At 35.5% G+C, this 14,920-nt stretch carries 16 protein-coding genes, 3 pseudogenes and 1 other annotated feature; all 19 genes and pseudogenes read left to right on the top strand.

The features are described 5' to 3' along the window. Positions 1–39 precede the first annotated feature (39 nt). The 19 genes and pseudogenes from B1R93_RS06345 (at position 40) to B1R93_RS06255 (ending at position 14,887) form a co-directional block, all read left to right on the top strand. Positions 40–723, top strand: a complete 684-nt coding sequence (locus B1R93_RS06345; RefSeq protein WP_088103089.1) for an ABC transporter ATP-binding protein — start codon at positions 40–42, stop codon at positions 721–723. Then, positions 720–3,299: an ABC transporter permease gene (locus tag B1R93_RS06340; protein WP_088103088.1), complete on the top strand. Its 2,580-nt coding sequence runs from the start codon at positions 720–722 to the stop codon at positions 3,297–3,299. The genes B1R93_RS06345 and B1R93_RS06340 overlap by 4 nt, the downstream gene beginning before the upstream one ends. Positions 3,300–3,528: 229 nt before the next feature. Beyond that, a complete protein-coding gene (locus tag B1R93_RS06335; protein ID WP_165763744.1) occupies positions 3,529–3,870 on the top strand; it encodes a YolD-like family protein in 342 nt (113 codons plus the stop codon). 283 nt (positions 3,871–4,153) lie between these two features. Beyond that, complete coding sequence (locus tag B1R93_RS06330; protein ID WP_088103086.1) at positions 4,154–4,879, top strand: inorganic diphosphatase; 726 nt, start codon at positions 4,154–4,156, stop codon at positions 4,877–4,879. A gap of 105 nt (positions 4,880–4,984) precedes the next feature. Then, positions 4,985–5,194 (top strand) — a binding site (T-box leader). Positions 5,195–5,242: 48 nt separating this feature from the next. Continuing rightward, entirely contained in the window at positions 5,243–5,719 is a 477-nt protein-coding gene (locus B1R93_RS06325; protein WP_088103085.1) for a GNAT family N-acetyltransferase, read from the top strand. Between the two features lie 138 nt (positions 5,720–5,857). Continuing rightward, entirely contained in the window at positions 5,858–6,037 is a 180-nt protein-coding gene (locus tag B1R93_RS06320) for a hypothetical protein (RefSeq protein ID WP_088103084.1), read from the top strand. A 125-nt stretch (positions 6,038–6,162) separates the two neighbouring features. After that, positions 6,163–6,688: pseudogene (locus B1R93_RS06315) on the top strand (histidine phosphatase family protein). A 177-nt stretch (positions 6,689–6,865) separates the two neighbouring features. After that, positions 6,866–7,357: pseudogene (locus B1R93_RS23350) on the top strand (DUF1572 family protein). A gap of 260 nt (positions 7,358–7,617) precedes the next feature. After that, entirely contained in the window at positions 7,618–7,746 is a 129-nt protein-coding gene (locus tag B1R93_RS23610; protein WP_280949458.1) for a hypothetical protein, read from the top strand. Between the two features lie 293 nt (positions 7,747–8,039). After that, on the top strand, positions 8,040–8,996 hold the full coding sequence (locus B1R93_RS06300; RefSeq protein ID WP_088103082.1) for a tRNA dihydrouridine synthase: 957 nt from the start codon (positions 8,040–8,042) through the stop codon (positions 8,994–8,996). A gap of 1,182 nt (positions 8,997–10,178) precedes the next feature. Continuing rightward, a complete protein-coding gene (locus B1R93_RS06290) occupies positions 10,179–10,388 on the top strand; it encodes a hypothetical protein (RefSeq protein WP_088103080.1) in 210 nt (69 codons plus the stop codon). A gap of 107 nt (positions 10,389–10,495) precedes the next feature. Then, the gene (locus B1R93_RS06285) at positions 10,496–10,981 is read left to right on the top strand and encodes an HIT family protein (RefSeq protein ID WP_088103079.1); all 486 of its coding nucleotides are present in this window, start codon (positions 10,496–10,498) and stop codon (positions 10,979–10,981) included. A gap of 91 nt (positions 10,982–11,072) precedes the next feature. Beyond that, a complete protein-coding gene (locus tag B1R93_RS06280; protein ID WP_088103078.1) occupies positions 11,073–11,519 on the top strand; it encodes a hypothetical protein in 447 nt (148 codons plus the stop codon). Positions 11,520–11,718: 199 nt separating this feature from the next. Next, positions 11,719–12,171: an NlpC/P60 family protein gene (locus B1R93_RS06275; RefSeq protein ID WP_088103077.1), complete on the top strand. Its 453-nt coding sequence runs from the start codon at positions 11,719–11,721 to the stop codon at positions 12,169–12,171. Between the two features lie 90 nt (positions 12,172–12,261). Next, positions 12,262–12,780 carry an NUDIX hydrolase gene (locus B1R93_RS06270; RefSeq protein ID WP_088103076.1) on the top strand — a complete coding sequence of 173 codons (519 nt, stop codon included), beginning with the start codon at positions 12,262–12,264 and terminating at the stop codon, positions 12,778–12,780. Between the two features lie 2 nt (positions 12,781–12,782). Beyond that, a pseudogene (locus B1R93_RS23345) lies at positions 12,783–12,872 on the top strand (sugar O-acetyltransferase); the annotation flags it as partial. A gap of 375 nt (positions 12,873–13,247) precedes the next feature. Next, positions 13,248–14,132: a phosphotransferase family protein gene (locus B1R93_RS06265; RefSeq protein WP_088103075.1), complete on the top strand. Its 885-nt coding sequence runs from the start codon at positions 13,248–13,250 to the stop codon at positions 14,130–14,132. Next, on the top strand, positions 14,122–14,376 hold the full coding sequence (locus B1R93_RS06260) for a DUF2164 domain-containing protein (protein ID WP_088103074.1): 255 nt from the start codon (positions 14,122–14,124) through the stop codon (positions 14,374–14,376). Before B1R93_RS06265 ends, B1R93_RS06260 begins: the two co-directional genes overlap by 11 nt. A gap of 214 nt (positions 14,377–14,590) precedes the next feature. Next, a complete protein-coding gene (locus B1R93_RS06255; protein WP_088103073.1) occupies positions 14,591–14,887 on the top strand; it encodes a hypothetical protein in 297 nt (98 codons plus the stop codon). The last annotated feature ends 33 nt before the right edge of the window (positions 14,888–14,920 follow it).

Here is a 14,920-nt window from a genome sequence, read left to right as displayed (position 1 = left end):
TATACTGAAACTAGAGATTGACATAATGGAGGTTTTCTAATGACGATTGTAGAAGTGAAGAATCTATCAAAAGTATACGGTGAAGGCGAAACAGCTGTGGCTGCGCTTGATGATGTGTCGTTTTCAGTGAACAAAGGTGAGTTTATTTGCATTATCGGTCCATCGGGTTCGGGAAAATCGACATTGCTCCATTTGCTGGGCGGAGTCGATCAGCCAACGAGTGGAAATGTATCAATCGACCAAACGGACATTTATGCGTTGGACGAAACCCAACTTGCCATTTTCAGGCGTCGGCAAATCGGTTTGATCTATCAATTTTACAATTTGATTCCGATTTTGACCGTCGAAGAAAATATTACCTTGCCTATGTTGCTGGACGAGCAAAAAGTTGATCCGCTGCAATTCAACAAAATTTCGAACGCATTAGGGCTTGAGAACCGGTTGTCCCACCTGCCTAATCAGCTCTCCGGCGGCCAGCAACAGCGGGTATCAATCGGGCGGGCACTTATCAGCAATCCATCAATTATGCTAGCAGATGAACCGACTGGCAACCTTGATAGTAAAAACAGCGAAGAAATAATGGATCTGTTGAAAATGTTCAATAAGACATACAAACAGACTTTGATAGTGATCACTCACGATGAGCGCATCGCTCTGCAGGCCGACCGCATTATTTCCATAGAAGACGGTAAAGTAGCAAAAGATGAGGTTATCCGACTATGAATATCATCAATAAAGTCACCATCCGTCATTTAAAGCAGAACAAACGCCGCTCGCTTGTGACAATTATCGGGGTCATCATTTCTGTTGCAATGATCACAGCAGTGGCCACACTGGGGGTATCGTTTCTTGATTTGATGGTTCGCAAGGAAATTGAGAAAAACGGCGAATGGCATGTCCAATACGAAAATGTGACGGAAGAGCAGATCGAAGTGATTGAACAGGATAGTGACACAAAAAAAGTGGTTTTCTCAAGCGACGGATACGCGAACTTGAAAGGTTCCGAAAATGAGTACAAGCCGTATTTGTATTTCAAAAACTACGATGAAGAGGGAATGGCACAGTTTCCGATTACTGTCTCTGAAGGACGTTTGCCGAATACGGAAGAAGAAGTCGCTATTTCAGAGGTGATTCAAGATAATGTTGAATTACCTTTTGAAATCGGCGATCAGCTGACTGTTGAAGTCGGTGAGCGGGTCCAGATAAACGATAACAAGCTGTTATCGCAAATGGACTCACTTCAAATCAACGAAGGTGAAATCTTTGAAAAGCTAGATAATTTAGAGTCCAAAACTGTAACAATTGTAGGTGTGATTAAACGGCCTGATTGGGAACCAGCTTGGTCACCAGGCTATACGGTGATTGGATATGTAGATAAAGCCAGCGCTGCTGAGGGACAGGCACTTGACGTTTTTGTGCTTGTTTCCAAGCTGGAATCAGAACTTTTTGACCATGCCAATATACTGGCGAATATGAATGGGATTGATGGCGTTCAGTTCAATTCCGAGCTGCTTCGCTACTACGGCTTGACAGATAATGACAATCTGCGAGTTACGCTTTTTTCTTTAGCAGCTATTATTATGCTGATTATTCTAATCGGCTCGGTGGCATTAATTTATAATGCATTTGCGATCAGTGTGTCTGAGCGAGCCAGACATCTAGGCATGCTATCGAGCGTAGGGGCGACGAAAAAGCAAAAACGAAATTCTGTATTTTTTGAAGGCGCAGTGATTGGGATCATCAGTATTCCGATTGGCCTTTTGGCCGGGCTTGGAGGAATTGGACTGACATTTGTCTTTATCAATCCACTGATCGAAAATGCACTCAATATTACGGAAAAGCTGGAACTGGTTGTTACACCGGCTTCTCTGATTATGGCAAGCGGTATTTCGATTCTAACCATTTTCATCTCTACTTATGTACCCGCAAAAAAGGCATCCAAAATATCAGCAATTGATGCCATGCGCCAAACTCAGGATATCAAGTTGGCTGAAAAAAATGTCAAGACGTCCAAATGGGTCCGGAAAGTGTTCGGTCTTGAAGCGGAGATCGGATTGAAAAACGTCAAACGAAACCGCAAACGCTATCTGGCGACCGTGTTCTCACTTGTCATCAGCATCGTATTATTTTTATCTGTGACTTATTTTACTGACGGTTTGAAAAAATCTTTGGAAATGTCCCAAAAAAACAATCAATTCGATCTTCAAATCAGCGGAAATGATTTAGACGAAGTTGACTTGATGAATTATGCACAGTTAGAGCAAGTCAAAAAGACATCATTGATCAAATATGCACAAGCAGAAGCATTTATCGAATCTGATCGGCTCCCTGAACAACTAACAGCGCAATGGGAAAACAGTGAAACGGTCCTTGAAGATGGGAAATACCGTTATTATGTCGATCTTCAGGGGTTAGACGAGGCAAGCTTCAAAGCCTATGCTGAAGAAATAGGCTTTGAAGCGGATACGTTTGCAGACAATCTGAAGGCAATTGTAATCGACCAAATATCTTACGACGACGCAGCTTCTGGTAAAATCATTGAAACTAAAACCATCAATACCGAAGTAGGAGATGAGCTCGAATTGCATAAGATCCTTTACAGTGAAACAGATGAGCCGCTTGAAGGAGAATTGTTGACTACATTTGAAATTGCCGCTTTGACTGATCAAGTGCCAATGGGAATCCAGAAAGCGGGACTTGGCGGTCTAACAATTATTATTCCAAAAACGACGTTTGATCAATTGAATTATGCTGAAGAAGAAGGGTTGACTTCCATATATGCAACTAGTTCTGATCCGATGGCAACTCAGGCAGTAATTGAAGAACAAAACGATACAAATATCCAAATCTATAATATTTATCAACAGCGCCAACAGGAAGAGCAGATGATTATACTGATGTCCGTTTTTACCTACGGTTTTATTACACTTATTTCACTCATTTCTATCGCGAATATCTTTAACACAATATCCACAAGCATTTCCCTTCGGAAAAGAGAGTTTGCTATGCTGAGATCGGTCGGTATGACACCAACAGGATTTAATAAAATGATTTGCTACGAAAGCCTTTTTTATGGAGGAAAAGCATTGGCTTATGGACTGCCTATCAGTATAGCAGTGATGCTGGCAATGCACCGTTCGTTAGGCTACACGTTCCAGTATGAATTTTCTCTTCCGTGGATGAGTTTTCTTTTTACTATTGTGGTAATTTTCCTGATTGTTGGAGCAGCAATGCTGTATTCAATTATCAAAATAAAGAATGCGAATATCATTGAAAGTCTGAAGCAGGAGAATGCGTAACGCACGAAAATAAAGGATAGATTTTATAACAATAGGTAGGGAAAGACACAGGAGCAATAAAGAAAAGCAGTAGTTTACAAATGAGCGATTATCGGAAGAGAGGAAGCCAAAAAAGCTTCTTCTCTTTTCTTATTAGACTCCTATAATACATAAATAGTTTTTGGAAATAGAACATTCATTAATTAAAATGAGTATAATAAGAACAAATGTTCTTATTGGAGGGGAGAATATGACAGAAAGAAACAGTGTTAGTGAAAATAAGGGAAAAAGGCATACACAGTGGGATGGACTTTTCGTTTCGCAGCATGCGTGGGATTCTGATAATGTCGTGAGTGATCCGCAGCCGATGCTCAGTGCCGATGAACAACAAGCCATTATGAATATGCTATTTGTAGCCTATGAGCGTAAATGCACCGTCTTCATCCAATCGTGGCAAAATCGGCATTTCCATTTTCATCGCTGCACAATTCGAGACCTGGACTATACCCAGGGCATAATCACCTATGAAGATCCATTTGGTGACTGGCAGCTTGAAATCGATTCAATTACTTCGTTGCATATGTTGGACTAAACAAAAGATTCCACGGCCCACTCATGTTCCAGATTCAACAGTATAAGATACGAGGGAGTGCATAACTTAGTAGTTGTGCTTCCTTAGATATTTGTTCGCAAAATATCAATTTCAAGTAACAAATGATAAATTTTGTGAAATATTGCACTTAAAGTAACGGGTTGCAATCCTTGAACAAAGCAGGGGTTCTTATTAAAGTGACGGGCATGACAGTTTCAAAAGGAGGTATTATAATGTATAGAGATTTTCTAAATAAGAGAGTAAAGGTTGTTGTAGATAGACCATGGGTTCAAAGCACCTTAAATACAATTTCAGTTATCCAATAAACTATGGCTACATCCCTAATACAAAAGCAGAGGATGGAGAAGAGATAGATGCCTATATTCTTGGAGAGAATAAGCCTTTATTTGAATATGAAGGAACAGTAATTGCAGTTGTAAATAGAAAAATGACGATGAAGATAAACTTGTCGTGGCTAATAGGAAACTTAGAGGGGGATATTATGTTAAAAAACAAGCTATATTTAGCTCTTGTACTCTTATTGGGTATAAATTTAGTAGGGTGTAGTGGTTCAGATACAAACAATAACCAACCAGACGAAGCTGAAGAAGTGTTCAAACCTACCAAAGTTGAATTAACAACAATAACAGTTGAAGTACGCACTGAAGAAGGATATACGACCCTAAAACTGGTTAATGATACTGATGAATTAAGAACAATCTTAGACATATTAGAAAAAGCAGACTGGGAGGAGAATATACAAGTAGAAATGGCACTTCCGCCAGAATATAGATTTAGATTAAATTCATCTAATTACGCAATATGGATAACACCTAATGGAGATAGATTAGAGATTATAATTGAGGGTGAAGCAAAATATATAAAACTACCTCAAAGTCAATCGGAAATCTTATTTGAAATAATAACTGGTAATGAATTAAATAAACAAAAATTGTTCTTAAACAAGCGGGTGCGATTGCTCAACAAGGGCAGTCGCTTCTTGTGCTAACGGAGCAGTTTAGTGAAAGAAGCCCGTATGATAAAAGGTTAAAATTATTAATTGAAATTATGGTAATTTCAGGTTATGATTTATGGAAATATTTTAAAATATATATATAAAGTTAGGATAGGAATTAGTAGTTACTTATCTCCCTGTAATAGAGAGCTGATGGGTGGTGGGAATCAGTACAAAGGGAAGAGCGAATTACCTCCTTGAACTTTCTTTACGAACATAGAAGTAGTAAAGAACGGACGGACCGTTATTCGTAATGAGTGGAAGAGTTATCTTCAATAAGGGTGGTACCACGTTAACCACGTCCCTTTTATTAGGGGCTTGGTTTTTTATTTTATATAATTGGGGGTAGAAATAAATATGGATATATCTATTCGAAATGCCGAGCAAAACGATTACGATTTTTTGTTGCCTTTATTTAGACAGGTTCATAAATTTCACGTTTTTGTAAGACCAGATTTGTACAAAGAGAATTCCACTCCAGTCGAACAAGATTTTTTTGAAAGCCAGTTAATTGACGACAAACAGCATATTTTTGTGGCTACCATCGGCAATGAAATAGTGGGCTTTGTAGTGACAAAGGAAGAAGAAATAAATGAAAATTCTTTTGTTAGAGCAAGGAAAGTATTATTTATAAAAAGTTTATGCGTTGCTGAAACGCATAGAAAGAAAGGTATTGGAAAAAAACTAATTAAATACGTTTTTGATTTTGGAAGGAGCCTCAAAGTTGATAGTATTGAATTGGGGGTATCCGAGGAAAATACATCTGCCATTGAATTTTATCGGTCAATTGGGATGACAACAAAGGGTAGAAAAATGGAGATGATATTGAACTAAAGGGTGCATTTCTGCAGTAAGCAGGAGTGCCTTTTCTATTTTTAATCCATAACCGCAATTAGGAAATTAATGTTAAAATAAAAATGAGAGGTATTTGGAATTTTATGGTGAAGCATACTTGGAGGAGGGATTTTGTTTATGAAGACATATTTAATAATTGGTGTCGTCATTTTAGGTCTTTTTGTTGCACTACCGTTTTTCGGAATTGCAAGCTCAATTCTTCCTAGTTTAATTGAATGGTCTACAAAATTTATATTACCTTGGGTATTTTTGTATTGGTTAATCAGAGCAATAAAAACATTAGAGAAAAAAAGATAAATACACTCTTATTCAAGTAATTAGGAGCATTTCTTTCACAAGGGATGTTTTTTCTTTGTTAATAAAAAGGAAATTAATGTTAAACTAAAGGTGCAGGATTATTCAATAATGTGGTGGTATTTGACATGATATATGTAATTAGACATGGACAAACAGACTTGAATAATGAACGTAAAATGCAGGGGAGATTGGGTTTACCATTAAATGAGTACGGAATAGAACAAGCAAAGGCTTTAAAAGAGAAATTACGGAATATAGATTTTGATTTTGTATTTTCTTCTCCACAAGAGAGAGCTGTACAAACAGCAGAAATTATTACTGGAAAACCAGCTGTATTGGATGATAGATTGGATGTCTTTGATTTGGGAGAAGCAGATAGATTACATATTAATGAAGTAAAGATGGCTGGTCCATTACCTGATTCTTCTGTCTATCAAGGGGTTGAAGAACCAAATAGATTTGTTAAAAGAGTATTTAGCTTTATGAAAGAACTTGAAAACCAATATGGAAAGAAAGAACTAAATATTCTTATATCTGGTCACAGATGTACCACAGGTTGTATAGGTGCTTTCTTTGAAGGGATACCTGAATGGGGATATTTTGAAATTATCCTCTGATACTGGTGATTATAAAACTTTCGATTTTAAGTAGTTCGGTTTATGTGAAGAGTTGTATTTAAACTACGCTTACGGGTGCATGAGAGGAACAAGAAGTTGTCATCAGGCAACTCACATCTTGCTAAAATGGGAGTATAGCTGAGATAGGAATTTCCGTTCCAACTAATGAAATAAATCCTTAGGTTTTTATTTAGAAAAGGAGAGAGGTAAGTTGGACGTTAATCAAATTATTATTAATAATCTTTTAGCAAAGTTTGAACAAATAAAAAGTAGAATGTTGTCTGTAATAAACCAACTTTCTGATGAAGATATTAATTGGAGACCGAATGGAGAAAGTAACAGCATTTCAAATTTGGTAATACATATTGCAGGTAATATTCATCAAAGAATTGAGTCAGGTATCTGTGGTCTGTCAGATAAGAGAAATAGGGATGAGGAATTTAATAGCAACAACGTATTGAGTAAAAAAGAGGCAGTAGAAATCATAGAAAATAATTTTAAAATTCTAGATGAAACAATTAAAAATCTAAGTTATGAGGATTATTAAAGACCACAAAAGGTACGAGATAACGAAGTAACGATATTAGATGTTTTATTACAATGTACATCTCACTTTTCGGAACACCTGGGACAAATCTTGTATATTGGAAAAATGAAACTAGATAAAGAATATACAACAACTTCAATCCCAAGAAAAAAATAATAACACTGTTTGTTCCACTAAAGGGAGCTAATCTTGAAGAAGAAAGACGAAAAAACAACAGATCCATTTATTGCGCAGTCCAACGATACTGGCAATACACAACCATTAAGAGACGATTATGCTAAGCGTAGTCGTCTTTCTTCTGCATAAAGAATATCAACCCTAGCAAGATACGGAACTATCCTATACGTTTAATGTATTTTGGGCACTTGAATAGGTAATCCTTAGTTTACTAAAAAATCTAAGGAGAGTTGATTATTATGAATATAGGAGAGCAAATATTATCAGATTTAGTGGTAGCATTAAAGGAGTTGTACCCTAACATCGAAGTAGAAAATACGAAGAATAAATGGTCTACTGTTCTATCAAAGTATATATTCAAAGAGTAGAGCTAGGCGAGGAAGGATTAAGTTCTATTACCGACTTCCTAAAGCTTTATCAGTCGAAGAACTGGAAATGTTAAGGGAAGCTTGTGAAACAGTAACCCTTATTGTTCTATTTCTTTGCACTTTTATTTGTTTATAGTAAAGATTATAATGAGGAAAATTTTCTATCGTTTGAAAAAGTGTGCTTAAGAATGGTATAAGTGTAAAAGAAGCAGAGATATCTTCGCTTTTTATTTTTTGGGCTCATATCAGGAATTGTCCTGATGCCCCGATAATGAAAGGATTTGAAATTGAATATGACCGATAACTTTTGGCGTGATCTACCACGACCGTTTTTTATATTGGCACCAATGGAAGAGGTGACGGATGTTGTTTTCCGCCATGTAGTAAGCGCGGCAGCTAGACCTGATGTGTTTTTTACAGAGTTTGCAAACACGGTAAGTTATTGTCATCCAGAGGGAAATCATAGTGTACGTGGGCGTTTGACTTTTACAGAAGATGAACAACCCATTGTGGCCCATATATGGGGGGATAACCCCGACAATTTTCGGCAAATGAGTATTGGAATGGCGAAAGAAGGTTTTCGCGGTGTTGACATCAATATGGGCTGTCCTGCACCGAATGTCGCACCGAATGGAAAGGGATGCGGTCTGATCCGTCGTCCAGACGTTGCAGCAGAGTTAATACAAGCAGCAAAAGCAGGAGGATTGCCCGTAAGTGTGAAGACAAGGCTTGGTTACACAGATGTAGACGAATGGCACGGCTGGCTTACACACGTATTGAAACAAGACATCGCTAACCTTTCTATTCACCTACGTACAAAAAAGGAAATGAGTAAAGTGCCTGCTCATTGGGAACTGATTCCCGAGATTAAAAAACTTCGTGACCAAATTGCACCCGATACACTTTTGACGATTAACGGGGATATTCCTGATCGTCAAACTGGCTTGGATCTCGTTGATCAATATGGTGTTGACGGGGTTATGATTGGGCGCGGTATTTTTAAAAATCCATTCGCCTTTGAAAAGGAGGCGAAAGAGCATAGTAGTCAAGAATTGCTGAATCTCTTAAGGTTGCATCTTGACCTCTATGATCACTATTCAAAGCAATTTATAACACGTCCATTCAAATCTCTTCATCGTTTTTTTAAGATCTATGTCAGTGGGTTTCGAGGGGCGAGTGAATTAAGAAATCAATTGATGAACACAGAGTCAACTGATGAAGTACGTGCATTGCTTGATAACTTTGGGTGAAAGAATATTAATACTAGTATATTGTAGTTAAGATATTGATGTTTGGACAATCCATACATGTAGTAACGGTGGGGGACTGACGGTACTGATAAAGCACTCACAGATGTTGATATATCAATGTTTGTGAGTGTTTTTGTTTATTTTGGGAAAAAGGTATGAACTGAATTATTTTTCACATTTTTAACAACACAGGGAATTACCTTTTAAGTTCAATTATTATTCTCAAGAGATTTTGTAAAGACGATTAAAGACAGATTTCCGTTAAGAAACGTTACTTATAATAATAATTAACTCTTTGATTGCATAGGAGACTAAATACAACGGTTATTTAAGTAAAGGTGCAGGTTAGGTGAATAAATAAAGTAATTCCAGCAAATAATAACAGTTACTGATGTTTTTTGGAAGGTGATGATTATGACCGAACCGAAAAAATTCTTATCCAAAGACTTATTTCCAAGATTATTTAAAATCTCACTAATTGCCTCCGTTATTCATACATTATGTTTTGTTATATCAGTATTTAAAGATATAAAGGATCACGAGAATTATATCCCATATATCTTTATTGATTATTTATTGGGTGGATTTTTATTATATTTTTTTATGTGGATTCCGTTGTCTCTTTTAATAGAAAAGTTTACCAAGTTTCAAATTAAAAATGCTTCTAATATATTCTATAGTTGGTTGCATAGGGTTATTTATTGTAGAACTTTTCTTGTATGGGTTCAGCGATTTTAAAAATCTTCTGTTAGATTGTATAGTGTTTGGAACAATAACAGCAATCATTTTTTATCATACAATGATTTACTTTAATATGACGTATTACAAGCTACCTAAAACCGAAATAAAAAGAGTTGGATATTCTTTTCTTTGTTTTTTAGTAATCATAATTATTTTTCAGACATTTTATTATGAGTTCCAGATAATTGCATAGGTTGAGTGTTATTAAACAAACGGGTGGGATTGCTGAACAATAAGCAATCCCTTCTTTTGCTAACGAGACAGGATAGTAGAATAAAGAGGATGGGTATCCCGATTGCGATTTATTGGAATAACAACAAGAATAGGACTTACCCCTATATGAAGGGGTGGGACACCTATGCCTATCGAGAACTGGGACTTACAAATTAAATCTTTCACCAATAAAACTAATATTAATGCGGTAGGACCAGATGCAACGAAATGAAGTACACTACAATTTCAGATATCTCTTTGTCAACAATATTAAAGTCTTGGTCTGAAATTGGGAAAGTTAAGGCCACTGTCAAAGAAGAGGATGGAATTGTCATAAAGAAAGAGGTAGATCTACGTACGTTATCAGGCATCGAGATGTACTCTACTACTGTTACACTACCAAAGACATGGAAGCAACAAAATGGATATTTATGTTAAACTTTATATAAGTTTGTGAAACAGTGTACTTAAAGTAACGGGGCAGGATTGTTGAATAACGATAAATAACATTAAAGAACATAATATGATGTTTAGGGGGAGCGTCAGTGAGGAAAATTACATTATCTAATGGAAAAACAGTAGAAGTTGAATGTTTAAGTTGTGCTTTGACAAGCGGACTTATTGAACCTGAAGGTGGTGTAGTGGTCGAAACTGAATATTTTCATGCACATCAAGATGTTGCATATCCAATAAGGGGCTTAATAATATTAGCCTCAAAACGTCATATAAAATGTTTTGATGAACTAACCGAAGAAGAAAGAAATGACTATATAAACATTCTTTCAAAGATTAGAAAGGTTCAAAGAGAGATTTTAGATATAGAACACGTTTATTATTTTTACAATGAAGATACAACACACCATTTTCATACTTGGATGGTTCCACGCTATGAATGGATGTACGAATTCGGACGTTCGATAGAGTCTGTTAGACCTGTTCTTCTTCACGCAAGAAACAATATGAACAGCGAAGAAAATACTAAAGAAGTAATGAGTGCAATTAAAGCCTTAACTAATGCATTAAGATGTTAGCTTATTCAACAAACGAGGTGCGTTGCTTGAAAAAGAGAAATGTGGAACTTTGTATATAAGTTAGCGTCTTATTTATAAGGAGGGCAAAATTATGATTACAAGCAAAAATTACTTTGCTATACCCCTGTTAATTGGAGTAGTTACTTTAGCTGGTTGTAGTGCTTCCTATATAGATAATGACCAACTGGTAGAAGCAAAAGAGACTGTTCAAGAAACTAATATGGAAGTTAAGTTGATAACAGTTGAAGAACGCACAGATGAAGGGTACAAAATTGTTAAAGTGATAGATAATGCGGGTGAAATGAAAACTGTTGAAGAAATTTTAGAAAATGCAAATTGGGAGGAAAATGTATTTGTATCTATGGCTACACCACCTGAGTACCGATTTAGAATAAACCCATCCAATTACGCAGTCTGGGTTACACCTAATGGAGATAAACTTGAAATAGTTATAGAAGGTGAAGCGAAGTATATAAAACTGCCTGAAAAAGTATCAGAAACCTTATTTGAACTCATAACTGGTGATAAATTGAATTAATATGTAAGGCTTCTTTAACTAACAGGTGCTTGAGCGAAAGAGTGGGAGATGTCGTAACGGCAGCTTCTTTGGCTTATTGCGCTAACGTAGCAGTTTAGTTAAAGTAGCAATGCTCAGATTGTTTTATTTCTTGGTAGGAAGTAAGGCTCTTTTTGTTGAATAAATCACCTTAAAGAGATGAGTTGGAGGAGACAATAAAATGGATAAAAATTATGATGAGTATATTAACAATGCAATTGACTGGGCTAAAGGTCATCTGAATTCTAAAGAATATTGTTTTATTTGTTTGGCTTTTGTAGAGGATGCATTAGAAAGAAGTAATGACATTGAAATCTTTGGTGGAGATTTTGCAAAAGAATCCGCAGATTTATACGAGGCTAATAAGCAAACAGGTATACCTCCAAAAGGAACCTTTGTTTTTTATGATTGCATAGGAGTAATTAATGGTGAACGGAAAAATTGGGGGCATGTAGGCTTATCTATTGGTAATGGAGAGGTTATTCATGCTTGGGATAAAGTAAGGATTAATAATTACCTTGATGTAGAAAAGTTAACTGTTGCTCCAGGTTGGGAAAAACCAAATTTTATTGGATGGGTTCCACTTGAACGTATTATGGTTGGGTTTCAAAGGAAAATTTATAAAAGAATGTGAAAAATGTACTTAAACAAACGGAGTGCGTTAGCTGAATATAGGTGTGGTTTAATCTCAAAATAATGACTACTGAAAGTTGGAGGTACGCTGGTGGAATTATGGGATGTGTATGATATAAATCGAAGAAAAACAGATCGCACATGGGTTCGCGGTAAAGAACTTGAACCTGGGGATTTTCATTTAGTTATTCATGTATGTATTTTTAATTCAAACGGGGAAATGCTCATTCAACAAAGGCAGTCCTTTAAAGAGGGTTGGCCTAATCTGTGGGATCTCACTGCAGGAGGGAGTGCCATAGCTGGGGATACAAGTCAAACTGCTGCGCAAAGAGAATTACATGAAGAGATTGGTTTGAAAGTAGATTTTCAGCATATACGACCTCACTTAACGATTAACTTTGAGAATGGATTTGATGACATTTATTTAATCCAAGAAGATGTGCAATTACATACGCTCACTCTACAGTATGAAGAGGTTCAAAACGTGAAATGGGCAAGCAAGGAAGAAATTTTGACGATGATCAAAAATGAAGACTTTCTCCCATACTACGAAAGTCTTATCCACTTACTATTTGATTGCCGAGACAAGCGAGGAACTATTCAAGGGTAAAAGTCTTTGCTGCAGGCACTGTTGTTACGAAAGAAGTCCCTTCTAATGTGATAGTAGCTGGAAATCCAGCAAAGATATTAAAAAATATTTAAAGATCCTTATTGAATTAACGGGAGCGATTACTGAGCAAGAAGTAATATGTTTCACCCTTATTTTATATGATTTTCTTCGATTTTGGTCTTGATAATCAAACAAAGTTTGATTATTTAAAATAAAGTTGTTCATTTGTAATAAAGATTGATAAAAAATCCTGTAGTATCCTAAGCAACAGGATTTTTTCTATTTTAACAGGCCAAATACTTGAATAAAGGGTTTGGATATTTATGTTAATATATAGAGTTTGTGAAAAGATGTACTTAAAGTAACGGGGCAGTTTAGTTGAATAAGATAACCTTTTTTAAAGGAGTTTTAATAATGTAAAAAGAAGTATTAGATATGTCGGTAAATAGAAAAAAAAAGAGGTATCTATGAAATTAGAAATTCAAACAGTTAGTTGGAAAATTAAAAATATTTTTTTTAATTCTCTGCTTTATAACGAATTATCAGAGGTTAAAAAGCTTTCAGAAGGTCAAGAGGCTGAAATATTTATTTTAATTATTGAGAGTGAGTATAAATGTATAATCAAAAAGTGGAGGAAAGGTTTTAGGGTAAATGTTAAAAAACAGTTCGCTTTTTTGGAAAAAGGTTTGTTGAGTGGACTTCCAGTACCTTTTCCATATACCTGGGGAATTGATGAAAATGGTGTTCAATATCTTGTTATGAGTTATGCTGGTTCTACGATTAAAACACCTTCAGATAATCAAATGAAATTATTAGCTTCTGTACTTTCCTCAATACATCAAAGTTCTTTTACATTAAATGAGGTAAAAAATGAGTGTAATCTATTTAATGAAATGATTAATGATTATTTTCCAAGTTTAGACACTCAATCAGACATAGCAAATCTTATTCAACAGTTAAAAAATGAAATTCCTATTAGAAAACCAACTTTGATACACGGAGATTTTAATCTTGGTAATGTCCTTTTTAGGGAAAAAGAAATAACTGTCATTGATTGGACAAATGCCAGAATAGGTGATTTTCGCTATGATTTTTCGTGGGCTTATTTCCTTTTGTGGCTTTATAGTGGAGAAAAACCATCTTGTATATTTGCAGATACCTATAAATCTCTATTAAATTATACTGTTATACCTTTGGAATTTGAAAGTTTTGAATGCATAGCAGCTTTACGTTGGTTGTTGTTAAACCGATTGTTTTCTTTACCTCAAGGAATTGAAAAACAAGAGTTAGTTAAGAGGTTTATTAAAGAAAGAATACCTGAAAGATTAGGGGGAGATTTCGATGTATATTAGGCTTCCGAAGGAAAACAAAGACAAAATTATTAGTAAATTGCAAGATTATTTTTACAATGAACGGTCTGAAGAAATCGGTAATTTGGCAGCAGAAAACCTACTTGATTTTGTATTAAAAGAAATTGGTCCTTATTTTTATAACCAAGGTGTAAAGGATGCAAAAGAGGTGTTCGAACAGAAAATGTTGAGTATAGAGGAAGATATACTTTCTCTTGAAAGACCAATTTTGACCAACAGGAACTAAACTTCCTTTATGAACTATCTGAAATAACGCAGAAAATCTCTTCCTAAATGGAAGGGATTTTTTAGATAATAACAGGATAGTTTATAAAAACTTATTTCTAATAAATGTGAAGAAGAGACTAACGAACTGTTGTGGTGAGTTTGTGAAGGATTGTACTTAAAGTAACGGGTGCAAGAGTTTAAGTGTGGTTTTAAAAAGAAAGTGAGGTATATGGATGTTAAATGAAAAACAAAAGCAATTGTTTCATGCTTTGAAAAACATTAAAGATGGGGGCGTTATTACTTCACTAAGTAAGTTAGAAAAAGGGTTGGAAAACATTGATTTAAAAGAACAACAGAATGAAATTATCGAGTCTGTTCTTTATTCAGTAATGGAACTCATTGATGGTTATAACGATAATTTAAGCTTTCCAATAGACTTAATTGAAAAAGATTCTGGACAGTCATTGAAGGGAGATACTGAGCTTCATGATAAATTTATGGACTACCTAAACGAGGTGGAGAATAAATAGCTTACTTCACGAACGGGTGCTTTACTTAAATAG

This window comes from Halalkalibacter urbisdiaboli (assembly GCF_002156385.1).
GTDB lineage: Bacteria > Bacillota > Bacilli > Bacillales > Bacillaceae_D > Halalkalibacter_A > Halalkalibacter_A urbisdiaboli.
The sequence above is the reverse complement of the archived record's forward strand: the minus strand, read 5'-3'. Positions and strand labels throughout refer to the sequence as shown.

What these genes read in the sequence shown, in the direction of transcription:
- B1R93_RS06335 (WP_165763744.1), top strand. Translation starts at nt 3,529, where the DNA reads ATGACAGAAAGAAACAGTGTTAGTGAAAATAAGGGAAAAAGGCATACA.
- B1R93_RS06275 (WP_088103077.1), top strand. Translation starts at nt 11,719, where the DNA reads ATGGATAAAAATTATGATGAGTATATTAACAATGCAATTGACTGGGCT.
- B1R93_RS06255 (WP_088103073.1), top strand. Translation starts at nt 14,591, where the DNA reads ATGTTAAATGAAAAACAAAAGCAATTGTTTCATGCTTTGAAAAACATT.
- B1R93_RS06265 (WP_088103075.1), top strand. Translation starts at nt 13,248, where the DNA reads ATGAAATTAGAAATTCAAACAGTTAGTTGGAAAATTAAAAATATTTTT.
- B1R93_RS06345 (WP_088103089.1), top strand. Translation starts at nt 40, where the DNA reads ATGACGATTGTAGAAGTGAAGAATCTATCAAAAGTATACGGTGAAGGC.
- B1R93_RS06280 (WP_088103078.1), top strand. Translation starts at nt 11,073, where the DNA reads ATGATTACAAGCAAAAATTACTTTGCTATACCCCTGTTAATTGGAGTA.
- B1R93_RS06260 (WP_088103074.1), top strand. Translation starts at nt 14,122, where the DNA reads ATGTATATTAGGCTTCCGAAGGAAAACAAAGACAAAATTATTAGTAAA.
- B1R93_RS23610 (WP_280949458.1), top strand. Translation starts at nt 7,618, where the DNA reads ATGAATATAGGAGAGCAAATATTATCAGATTTAGTGGTAGCATTAAAG.
- B1R93_RS06290 (WP_088103080.1), top strand. Translation starts at nt 10,179, where the DNA reads ATGAAGTACACTACAATTTCAGATATCTCTTTGTCAACAATATTAAAG.
- B1R93_RS06300 (WP_088103082.1), top strand. Translation starts at nt 8,040, where the DNA reads ATGACCGATAACTTTTGGCGTGATCTACCACGACCGTTTTTTATATTG.
- B1R93_RS06340 (WP_088103088.1), top strand. Translation starts at nt 720, where the DNA reads ATGAATATCATCAATAAAGTCACCATCCGTCATTTAAAGCAGAACAAA.
- B1R93_RS06325 (WP_088103085.1), top strand. Translation starts at nt 5,243, where the DNA reads ATGGATATATCTATTCGAAATGCCGAGCAAAACGATTACGATTTTTTG.
- B1R93_RS06330 (WP_088103086.1), top strand. Translation starts at nt 4,154, where the DNA reads ATGGGTTCAAAGCACCTTAAATACAATTTCAGTTATCCAATAAACTAT.
- B1R93_RS06320 (WP_088103084.1), top strand. Translation starts at nt 5,858, where the DNA reads ATGAAGACATATTTAATAATTGGTGTCGTCATTTTAGGTCTTTTTGTT.